Source organism: Coleofasciculaceae cyanobacterium (genome assembly GCA_036703275.1).
In the GTDB taxonomy this organism is placed as follows: Bacteria; Cyanobacteriota; Cyanobacteriia; order Cyanobacteriales; family Xenococcaceae; genus Waterburya.
On record DATNPK010000051.1, the window covers coordinates 1 to 8,737 of the forward strand.

17 protein-coding genes are annotated in these 8,737 nt (G+C 40.2%); 9 read left to right on the plus strand and 8 right to left on the minus strand.

The features are described 5' to 3' along the window. The 3 genes from V6C71_09155 to V6C71_09165 all read right to left on the minus strand — a co-directional run. Nucleotides 1-270 (minus strand): hypothetical protein (locus V6C71_09155; protein HEY9768652.1); only part of this gene is annotated, 270 nt, incomplete at its 3' end. 121 nt (nt 271-391) lie between these two features. Beyond that, nucleotides 392-787 carry a helix-turn-helix domain-containing protein gene (locus V6C71_09160; protein HEY9768653.1) on the minus strand — a complete coding sequence of 132 codons (396 nt, stop codon included), beginning with the start codon at nt 785-787 and terminating at the stop codon, nt 392-394. Between the two features lie 346 nt (nt 788-1,133). Continuing rightward, nucleotides 1,134-1,616 carry a condensation domain-containing protein gene (locus tag V6C71_09165; GenBank protein HEY9768654.1) on the minus strand — a complete coding sequence of 161 codons (483 nt, stop codon included), beginning with the start codon at nt 1,614-1,616 and terminating at the stop codon, nt 1,134-1,136. A gap of 135 nt (nt 1,617-1,751) precedes the next feature. Between V6C71_09165 and V6C71_09170 the strand changes: the two genes are divergently transcribed. From V6C71_09170 to V6C71_09185, 4 genes are all read left to right on the plus strand, one after another. Then, complete coding sequence (locus V6C71_09170) at nt 1,752-1,910, plus strand: hypothetical protein (GenBank protein HEY9768655.1); 159 nt, start codon at nt 1,752-1,754, stop codon at nt 1,908-1,910. Nucleotides 1,911-1,995: 85 nt separating this feature from the next. After that, nucleotides 1,996-2,331, plus strand: coding sequence for a hypothetical protein (locus V6C71_09175; GenBank protein ID HEY9768656.1), 336 nt, complete (start codon nt 1,996-1,998; stop codon nt 2,329-2,331). 179 nt (nt 2,332-2,510) lie between these two features. Further along, a complete protein-coding gene (locus tag V6C71_09180) occupies nt 2,511-3,095 on the plus strand; it encodes a pentapeptide repeat-containing protein (GenBank protein HEY9768657.1) in 585 nt (194 codons plus the stop codon). Between the two features lie 33 nt (nt 3,096-3,128). Beyond that, a complete protein-coding gene (locus V6C71_09185; GenBank protein ID HEY9768658.1) occupies nt 3,129-3,362 on the plus strand; it encodes a hypothetical protein in 234 nt (77 codons plus the stop codon). A gap of 151 nt (nt 3,363-3,513) precedes the next feature. Here the strand turns inward: V6C71_09185 and V6C71_09190 are convergent, their stop codons facing one another. Continuing rightward, nucleotides 3,514-3,810: an HNH endonuclease gene (locus V6C71_09190; GenBank protein HEY9768659.1), complete on the minus strand. Its 297-nt coding sequence runs from the start codon at nt 3,808-3,810 to the stop codon at nt 3,514-3,516. A 160-nt stretch (nt 3,811-3,970) separates the two neighbouring features. On the opposite strand from V6C71_09190, the gene V6C71_09195 reads away from it, so the two are divergent. Both V6C71_09195 and V6C71_09200 read left to right on the plus strand, forming a co-directional pair. Then, nucleotides 3,971-4,198: a hypothetical protein gene (locus tag V6C71_09195; GenBank protein HEY9768660.1), complete on the plus strand. Its 228-nt coding sequence runs from the start codon at nt 3,971-3,973 to the stop codon at nt 4,196-4,198. 171 nt (nt 4,199-4,369) lie between these two features. Beyond that, nucleotides 4,370-4,621, plus strand: a complete 252-nt coding sequence (locus tag V6C71_09200) for a hypothetical protein (GenBank protein HEY9768661.1) — start codon at nt 4,370-4,372, stop codon at nt 4,619-4,621. Between the two features lie 135 nt (nt 4,622-4,756). On the opposite strand, the gene V6C71_09205 is transcribed toward V6C71_09200, so the two are convergent. Continuing rightward, on the minus strand, nt 4,757-5,335 hold the full coding sequence (locus tag V6C71_09205; protein HEY9768662.1) for a Uma2 family endonuclease: 579 nt from the start codon (nt 5,333-5,335) through the stop codon (nt 4,757-4,759). Nucleotides 5,336-5,633: 298 nt separating this feature from the next. On the opposite strand from V6C71_09205, the gene V6C71_09210 reads away from it, so the two are divergent. Continuing rightward, nucleotides 5,634-5,924 carry a hypothetical protein gene (locus V6C71_09210; protein ID HEY9768663.1) on the plus strand — a complete coding sequence of 97 codons (291 nt, stop codon included), beginning with the start codon at nt 5,634-5,636 and terminating at the stop codon, nt 5,922-5,924. Nucleotides 5,925-5,986: 62 nt separating this feature from the next. Beyond that, nucleotides 5,987-6,166: a hypothetical protein gene (locus V6C71_09215; protein ID HEY9768664.1), complete on the plus strand. Its 180-nt coding sequence runs from the start codon at nt 5,987-5,989 to the stop codon at nt 6,164-6,166. Between the two features lie 212 nt (nt 6,167-6,378). Here V6C71_09215 and V6C71_09220 read toward each other — a convergent pair whose 3' ends face one another. The 3 genes from V6C71_09220 to V6C71_09230 are packed head-to-tail and all read right to left on the minus strand — an operon-like array spanning nt 6,379 to nt 7,035. Next, entirely contained in the window at nt 6,379-6,516 is a 138-nt protein-coding gene (locus V6C71_09220; GenBank protein HEY9768665.1) for a hypothetical protein, read from the minus strand. Continuing rightward, entirely contained in the window at nt 6,513-6,842 is a 330-nt protein-coding gene (locus V6C71_09225; GenBank protein ID HEY9768666.1) for a M48 family metalloprotease, read from the minus strand. Before V6C71_09225 ends, V6C71_09220 begins: the two co-directional genes overlap by 4 nt. Nucleotides 6,843-6,882: 40 nt before the next feature. Continuing rightward, nucleotides 6,883-7,035 (minus strand): hypothetical protein, encoded by a 153-nt coding sequence (locus V6C71_09230; GenBank protein HEY9768667.1) that lies wholly within the window; start codon nt 7,033-7,035, stop codon nt 6,883-6,885. Nucleotides 7,036-7,251: 216 nt separating this feature from the next. Here V6C71_09230 and V6C71_09235 point away from each other — a divergent pair, with 216 nt between their 5' ends. Next, complete coding sequence (locus V6C71_09235; GenBank protein HEY9768668.1) at nt 7,252-8,139, plus strand: YihY/virulence factor BrkB family protein; 888 nt, start codon at nt 7,252-7,254, stop codon at nt 8,137-8,139. Nucleotides 8,140-8,737 lie beyond the last annotated feature (598 nt).

The following is an 8,737-nucleotide window of genomic DNA, read 5'->3' on the forward strand; positions in this document are numbered from 1 at the left end:
GCGATGAATCGAAGCATTATCTTGAATAATTACCGTGAATTTCCCAGTATCAAACAATCTTTTTGTTGCCTTGTCTGCTTGAGTATCCATAAACTGAAGGTAGTTTTTAGCTTTGTAAGTCCCCAGTTTTAAACCATACTCAAAACTTTGAGAATCCTCCCACACTCCCATAAGAGCTGATTCTTCTGCCTCTAGTTTTATTTTGAGTAATTGATTTTTGTTGCCCAAGAGCGACCATAACCATAACTCAATGGACTCTCCAAACAACATCCTGACTCATCTAAGTAAAGTAAAGTAATCAATTCTTGTTTTGCCCATAATTTTAGAGTCTCCCAATCTGTTTTTTTGGCTTTTTTGTAATCAGGGTTGGGACTTGTGGGTGGTTTTTGACTTAATCTTTTCCAACGCCATTTTTTTTAAGCAATATACGCCTTACTTGCTCTGCTCCTAATTTGACTTGCCGCTCTCTGGCTAATTTTTGACTTAATTGTCTAGCACTATAATTTCGCTCTTGCGATAACCAGCCTGTCATCGCTTGCCAGTCCTCACTGTTCCATGTTGCTTTTCTTCCTCTGCCCCGAGCTTCCCATAAACCTACTAGCCCATTTGATTCCCAACGATGAATTGCTCCTCTTACCGTTGATGCAGCACATTCTAAATAACTAGCGATCGCTTTAACTGTCCATCCTCTACTATTAAGACGTAATATAGTTGCTCTTTGTTTTGCGACGCGATAGCTAGTGCTAAAGCATACCGCTTCGAGACCGAAGGGCGGAGTGCGGTTTATCCGTGAATCCTTTAGGGCATATCCTTTAGGGTTCGTCTCGGAACTAGATCTGCTAGCTCTAACTGTTTTAGGGTTTTATCTTCATCAAGAGTAAGAATTATCTTTAATGCTGCTGGCATATGCGGAGCGGTATGCCACGGCACTAGCTTCGCGTCGTCCTTTAGGACTGCTAAATTCCCATTCTAAAATTAACCATGTTTTATTTTACGTTTTTTTAGGTGGAACTACTTATCTTCTTTTCCCCTCTATAATAGGCATTTACTGCTTTTTTTGTTAAATCGTAGCTATAAGGAGCAGGCATTTTTTCTTTCTTTTGGCGATCGCCTTAATTCTAGCTAACTTTGTCCTAACCTAGCCCCGTATTGCTATATTTTTCAATAGAGCTAGATTGTTGTAACCAAGAAAAAGTAACATCGACCGCATCTCTTGGAGTAGGCAATTCTTGAAACTCAAACCCAATAGGAAAGATTAAATTATCATTAGCTATAGATTCTGGGACAAAATAATCTTGCCATTCTTGAACTGATTCTAAAGTTTGTTCGAGGGCTGCTAAAACTTCAGTAAAAGTTAGATCCCAAGTTAAATCGCTCTTGATGGGCATCGAGCTAGCTAGCAATCCCATAATTGGGTGCATTTCTTCGTATTCTCGGCGATCGCAATTCATGCCAATAACGATGCTAGATTCTTCTGTCAGTCGCCAGACAAGTATTTGCCAACAGGCTAATAGAATTGTGACTGTAGTGGTTTGGTAGTTTGGGGCGATAGTTTCTAGTTTCGTCGTTACCTCTGGGGCGATCATTATATCTAAAGTTTGAATCTCCCATTTCACCCCTACATTTCACTGCTTATCTGTTATTTCAGTCTTTTGTCACCCCGTGAGCCGATAAATTAAAAACTTATGAACGTCATCTTGTTAAACAAGAAAGAATTGTCAAAAATTCTAGGAGTAGCGCCATCAACTTAAATGTTCAGATGGTTAGAGATGGCTATGCTTGGCACTACGAGAGATATTCAGGTAATTGTCCAATTCGAGGAGAGTTTGCGATCTCCTTCGGAGGTGGCTCAGAAGGAAAGTTTGGGAATCTGGTCAGATAATCCTCAAGCACCTTGGGATTGGCGTTGAGACAGCAATTAGACAAAAAATAAAGCTCTTTCGTATAAACGGACAGTTTAGTAGTTATGCAGGTTCTTTTCCTGCTTCCTCGATTTTGAACTTTGATAATGGAAAGTTTATAGATGTTACCCGCCAACATTCTCAAGAACTCAGAGCTACTGCTTGGCAAATGTATCAAGCATTTCTGGAAGCTAAAAAAGAAGGTTATGAAGTAAATGGCATTTTAGCTGGATATGTAGCCGAAAAAATTTGGTTGGGAGAATACGAAGAAGGTTGGAAGTTCATGCTGGCTAATTACGACCGTACTTCTGACTGGGGATTGGAAATCTATCGGGGAGAAAAAGTAGCTGGTAGATATCCCGATTTTCCAACAGCTTTAAGAGCTTTTTTGATAGAAGAAGGTTACTTAAGTAAAAACGCTAGACTTTAACAGAAAAAAGAATACGAGATAAAATCGATTAAATTGACTTTTAAATCATGAATAATTTACTACAACAGTTAACTGAAACATTTTTATCAAGCCAAAAGCCAAAGTCTTTTGTGATTTTATTTGATTCGATTGCGACGCGAAGCTAGTCCTTTAGGGCATCCGCTTCAGAGCTAGCTTTTATGCTCGATGGAGAATGGGACAATTGTAATAGCGTTACCCTAACCAAATATGACCGAGAAGCAGTAAAGGAAGCAGCAGCTTTAATCGAGGCTAAATGGTGTCGTTGTGGAGACAGTGTAGCTCTATTACCCAAAGTAGCAGAAAAAGTCTTGCTAGAACGTTACAAGACAGGAGAAAGATATTTTATCAATGCTAATTTAAGATGTTCTCTTCTTTCAAGGCAGTGCTTAAAGGGTGTAAGTTTGAGTCATGCTTTCCTCAATCAAGCCGATCTGACTGAAACAGACTTAAGCGATGCTGATTTGTCGGCAGCAGATACTAGTGGTGCTGATTTGACAAGAGCTAATCTGAAGGGGGCAAACTTGTTTAGGACGAACCTAACAAAAGCTAATTTGACAAGTGCCAATCTCAAAGGAGCGAGATTACAGAAAGCTTGTTTGAAGGGGGCAAATTTAAGTGGTGCTAACTTGGATGGTGCGGACTTAACCAGAGCAGATTTAAGAGGAGCAGAGTTGAATAATATTTCACTTAATGGAGCGAATTTAACAGGAACAATGCTGACAGTTGAACAGTTGCCGAATTAGAAAGTTTTTCTAATAATAATTAATAGTGTATCCTTGCAAATTGAACTTGACCGAGATTTTGGCAGTTGTGCAATGGAAATAGAAGAATTTAGACAACAAAATCCCCAACAAATAAAAGGCTATCCCCTCGCGCTTCAGGCGTTATGGCACGACTATCAGGGTAATTGGCACAAATCCCATAAGCTAATTGACCATGAGAGCGATAAGCAAGAGCGGCATGGCGACACGAAGTTATATCCGAAGGTGTATCCTTTAGGAGTCCTTTAGGGCTTCGCTACGCGATTGTGCTTGGGTTCATGCTTATCTGCACCGAGTTGAGGGAGATTTAGGGAATGCTCGTTATTGGTATCGTCGCAGCGGTAAACCAGAATCAAAACTGAGTTTGACTGAACAAAGGCAGCAGATAGCTCAGGCTTTATTAAAACAATTTTAATTGCCCAGGACTAACTGGACTATATCTGCCCCTGTGTAAATCTAAATGACAAGCAGCGCAGACAGACAGCAGATTAGATAGCCGATTATCCGTCGTGTCATGGTTGCGATGGTGAACCTGCAATATATCCGCCGTCCATTGCGAACGGGTTAAACCTTTTGGTCGTTCTCCTGGCTCATAACATTTCTTCCCGCAGCATTCGCACCGCCATCGTGCAGCTTCTTTTACTGATAATGCTAGACTATTCCAATTATCGGGATACAAACTAATATTTACAGGCATTTTGATAAAAGTGCGTTAGCAAAGCTTAACGAAATTATCGCGTCGCAATTCATCTTATCGTAAAGTGGCGATCGCTTCATATTTAATAGCCATCTCAATATACGTAAATAACTACACTCGCGCTAAATGCAGGGCAATAGTTCAAAAATACTCTCTGACAATGAAATCAGTCGTCATTGAAAATCCGAGCGTTAATTCTCCGTTCTCTAAACCACAGCGTCACTTTCGTTTTGATGATGAAGGTATTACTAGTGAGATGGTTGAGCAAAGGCGCACCAGTCAATACTTTATACCCATCGCCAAACCGAAGAAAAAAGATAAACAGCTACACGATCTCGTTGAAGAAAACGGCTTTATTAATGATATTCGTCGGCAAGTTTCTTTGTAGAGAAATGCTAACTATCGCAGTACGGCTAACATCACTCCCAATACTGTTCGGTTAATAATTAAACAGCAGAAGGAGCAACGGCAAAAGTAAGTGCTTGAAGTTGAGTAAAATCAGTTCGATGAATTGGCTTTCTTGCTTTAAATTTAGAGCGAGGTTTCTTGACGGGTCGAAATGATTTGTTCGACAAAGCCTGTTGAAATCGAGAGAGATCGCTTGCCAGAAATTCTCAAAACCCTACAAATATCTGATTTTGCCAAACTTAACTGGTTGACTAAGCCATTAAGAGCTTTTGAAGGTCGTACTCCTGTTGAGATCTTGAAAAACGGTAATGAAGAGGATATTGAAGATTTGATCATTGAAGAATTGAGGAGTTGGTGTAGCTCAGTAATGGAAGAGATTAGATGTTCTACCACCAACTCGTAATATTAGCCCTCAATTCTTCAATGATAAATGTTTCTTGATCTCGCTCAGTTTCATTAGCAGGTGTAGTCCAGTTTGATAATGGCATTCCGTTTAGCATCATTTTAACTTAGTGGGATAGGTTCATAGTCATAAAAATTAAGCAAAAATTTCTGCTAAATCAACAGTTAATCCTGGCAAAAAATGCTCTTCAGATATATTAATCGGACTTGATAGTACTTCTTTATCCTGTCCTGCTCGATAAATCTCTACTTGTCGCTCATCAGGATTAATTAACCATCCCAACCTGACTCCACAAGAGATATATTCCTCCATCTTGTGCTGTAATTCCAACAGCTCGTCGGAAGGAGACATTAATTCAATGACAAAATCTGGGTCAATAGGGGCAAATCCTCTTTTTTGTTTAGCTGTGAGACTATTCCAACGATCAAGCTCAATCCATGATACGTCAGGAGAACGAGTCGCCCCGTTAGATAGCCTGAAACCTGTAGACGAATCAAAAATCTCTCCTAGCTTATATTGACGATTCCAGTACCAAATTTGACCAAAAAGATTGCCATTTTTCTTACCACTTTCACTACCTGTAGGAGACATAACAATCAGTTTTCCTTCTTTATCAGTTTCAAATTTCGCTTCAGGATTATCTGCACACAGTTGCTCAAAATCGTGGTCGCTAATTTTATCTGTAAAAGCTGTGAGATTGATTGCTACGTTCATTTTAGTTCCCCAACTATAAGGCTAAAACAATTATAGCGATGAGAATGTACTGAAAAATGAATTTTAGTTACTGATTTAGTTACTTACCCTATCCAACCAGACAAGTTCTCTTTCACGATCAAACTGAAGAAACGGACGGCGATCGCTCTCGTCAGAGAGAAGGTTGGCCAGCAGGAAACAAGGAAGTTCCAAAAGCTCGCGGCATCAGCGATTCTCTTAGAAGCATAGCGCAAATGCGAGCGTCGAGAAACGATAGCAGTGGACAGGAAAAACAGGCGAACTCGAGCCAGGAGCAACTATGAAAAATGTCAAACTTGGCAAACTTTGGGACTCGCTTCACTCTAGTTACTGGTTTTTGCCCACTATCTTTGCGTTTGTAGCGATCTCGTTAGCATTTACTATGCTATGGCTCGATCGCCTCATTCCCGAAAAAATCGGACAAGGTGCATCCCAATTAAAGCAACCTGTAAAAGAACTTCCAGCCGATTTTGACGAAGTCAACGCAGCACTCGTGGTCGCACGACGAGTGACCGTTGACTCGGATGCTTACAGGGTGAGAGCGAAGAGTAATGGTTATTTGCAGGGTTAGTCAATACGGCTTTTAATCAGATTCGACAATACGGCAAAAGCGATGTTGCTGTAACTATTCGTTTGCTAGAAGCGATCGCCACGATTGCTCGTTATATGTCAACCCCTCAAGAGCGCGAAATACTTTTTCCTCATGCCGAGATGATTAAGCGCGATAGCCAGCAAGCCATATCCGAAGAATTGGACAAAAAAGATATTGACAAGCGTTACGTGACAATTAAGAAAGAACTTTTGGTCAAATGAATTCAACGATCTTATTTCTTTCTGGGCTATTTGCGATCGCATTACTGTTTACCTTTCTCGCTCTTTGGAGTAATTTTGAATGTCCTTAAAGAAGAACTACCAGAAGAACGTCAAAGTCGTTTTTGGGCATTTGCCCTGGGTGCAGCAATTTATGCACTGCTTTTGCTGACACTATAAGCGATCGCCAAAGAAAAAACTGACACTTAAGACTTTTATTCTAGTTGATTAGAAGTTAAATCTACTTTAACCATTGAAAGAATTTCTGGCTGAATCTTTTGTAATTCTTGTTTTGAAGCTGTTTCAGCTTGGGTAAAAGAAATGCGATCGCCAGTCGCTGGGTGAGTACTCAAAAATGTTGGTGGTATTGGCTGCGTAATTTTTCTAGAAAGTTAATCATGGCAACTTGCGGATAACTAGTACGAGCTAAATTCTTTACTGCTAGGCGATCGGCTTCGTATTCTGCTTCGCGACTGCGGGGACAATTCAACGCTAGTTCTATCCCTATCCGTACTAGGGCGTCACTATCTACTCCTGCTGCTGTAGCTACCCCTTGGGCGATCGCGGTTTGTTGCATTTGTTCTATGGTATGACGTTCGGCAATATGACCGATTTCGTAGGCTATGACGGCTGCTAGCTGTGCTTCATTGTCTACAACATTTAATAAACCAGTAGTCACATAAACAAAACCTCCAGCAGTTGCAAAGGGGTTAGCATTTTTATCTACGATCTTGAAAAGTATAGGGAATATCGGGGCGAGTGCTATTTTGCGCCAAGCGTTGACCGACGCGATCGACATAACGATTCGCGCTAGCATCCTCAGCGAGTTGAAACTGCTGCCCGATGGGCTGTCGATCGATCTGTTTGCCCAAAGCCAGTTCTTCTTTATCAGAAATATTATAAAGTTGGACGATTTGCGCTCATGGATTGGGAGTGAGCAATTTCAGGTGTATGCGACATTAAAACCTAACGCGACTGAAAAGCCAATTAAAGGATAATACCAATGACGACCATGGTCACAAAACAGCTTTTTCATCATACAAATTTTTAAAAATATTTGTTATATCGATAAATTAGGAATTAAAGAAGTGTCAAAAATTATTGTTCCGATTAAACAGCAACTAAAAACGATTTGGATACTGCTTAAAAATACGGCGATTAAGTGGCAAGAAGATAAAGTGTCACTGTGGGCAGCGGCGATCGCTTTTTATACAATTTTCTCGCTCGCGCCGTTGTTAATTATTGCGATCACTATTGCTGGTGCGGTATTCGGTCAAGAAGCTGCCCAAAATCAGATTGTCGAGCAAATTCAAGGACTGATTGGCAACCAAGGAGCGCAAGCCGTGGGAATAATGATTCAAAATACCCAACAGCCAGGAGCGAAAGGTGTTTTAGCAACGACGTTTGGGGTAGCGACGCTATTATTAGGGGCATCGGCTGTTTTCGGACAATTACAAGAGGCACTTAATACAATTTGGGATATTAAACCCCAGTCGGGCATAAATATTAAGAATTTCTTGCAAAAACGGTTGCTATCTTTCACGATCGTCTTAGTTATTGGTTTTTTGTTACTAGTTTCTCTAATTCTTAGTGCTGTACTTGCCGCGATCGCTAATTTTTTTGGACATCTATTTCCACAATGGATTCAATTGGGGCAGATGCTCAATTTGATCTTTTCTTTTGGAGGAACAACGCTGTTATTTGCTTTACTTTATAAGGTGCTGCCTGATATTAATATTGCCTGGAGCAATATTTGGATTGGAGCCACTACCGCTGCTTTATTATTTACGATTGGCAAATCTTTAATTGGCTTATATCTCGGTAACAGCAGCATCGGCTCTAGTTATGGCGCAGCCAGCTCTTTAGTTATCGTCTTGATTTGGGTCTTTTTTTCGGCTCAAATTCTTCTACTCGGTGCCGAGTTTACGCAAGTTTACACCAAACGATGCGGCTCTGTAATTAAGCGGTCAAAATGACATTATTTAGCTGCGTTTGGAATTGCTGACTGATATACGCGCTCAAAAATAAGCACGGGTCTAGATTCTGTATTCTGCTTCTAGTTGTCTTACAAAGCCTTCATCCCAATTAGGTAATCGATCTCGATCGAGTTTCTGATTTTTTACTGAGTAGTTTGGGACGAAGAAATCGCACAGATATATATCAATAAGCATTAAATTTAAATAATAGATTTATTAGATTTATTAGATTTAGAGAAAAACCGTAGAGCGAGCGCTCCAAACCATAGGAGCGATGATTTGGACACGGGCATAAAATCAAGAAATGGCTGTAATTCTATCACCGTAAAGATTTATTTTAGAAAGTGACATAAGAGAGTTATCGCTCCCAGTTTTTGTAAAACCTGAGACTGATATATTAAAAACATTCAACACTCAAAAAACATTAATCAATAGAATGGTTTGAAATCACTTAATCATTATTATCGAGCCAAAAGAAAATGCGCCAACTACTGATTCAAGTACCGCAGGGTAAAGGAAAAGAAGTTCTCAAAATTGCTCAAAAACACGACGGGGCAAACTTGGCACAATTTGAGGCAACAGGAAGCGATGGCGCGAT

Coding starts and splice junctions, on each gene's coding strand:
- V6C71_09170 (HEY9768655.1), top strand. CDS start 1,752: ATGTTCAGATGGTTAGAGATGGCTATGCTTGGCACTACGAGAGATATT.
- V6C71_09180 (HEY9768657.1), top strand. CDS start 2,511: ATGCTCGATGGAGAATGGGACAATTGTAATAGCGTTACCCTAACCAAA.
- V6C71_09190 (HEY9768659.1), bottom strand. CDS start 3,810: ATGCCTGTAAATATTAGTTTGTATCCCGATAATTGGAATAGTCTAGCA.
- V6C71_09195 (HEY9768660.1), top strand. CDS start 3,971: ATGAAATCAGTCGTCATTGAAAATCCGAGCGTTAATTCTCCGTTCTCT.
- V6C71_09200 (HEY9768661.1), top strand. CDS start 4,370: ATGATTTGTTCGACAAAGCCTGTTGAAATCGAGAGAGATCGCTTGCCA.
- V6C71_09205 (HEY9768662.1), bottom strand. CDS start 5,335: ATGAACGTAGCAATCAATCTCACAGCTTTTACAGATAAAATTAGCGAC.
- V6C71_09210 (HEY9768663.1), top strand. CDS start 5,634: ATGAAAAATGTCAAACTTGGCAAACTTTGGGACTCGCTTCACTCTAGT.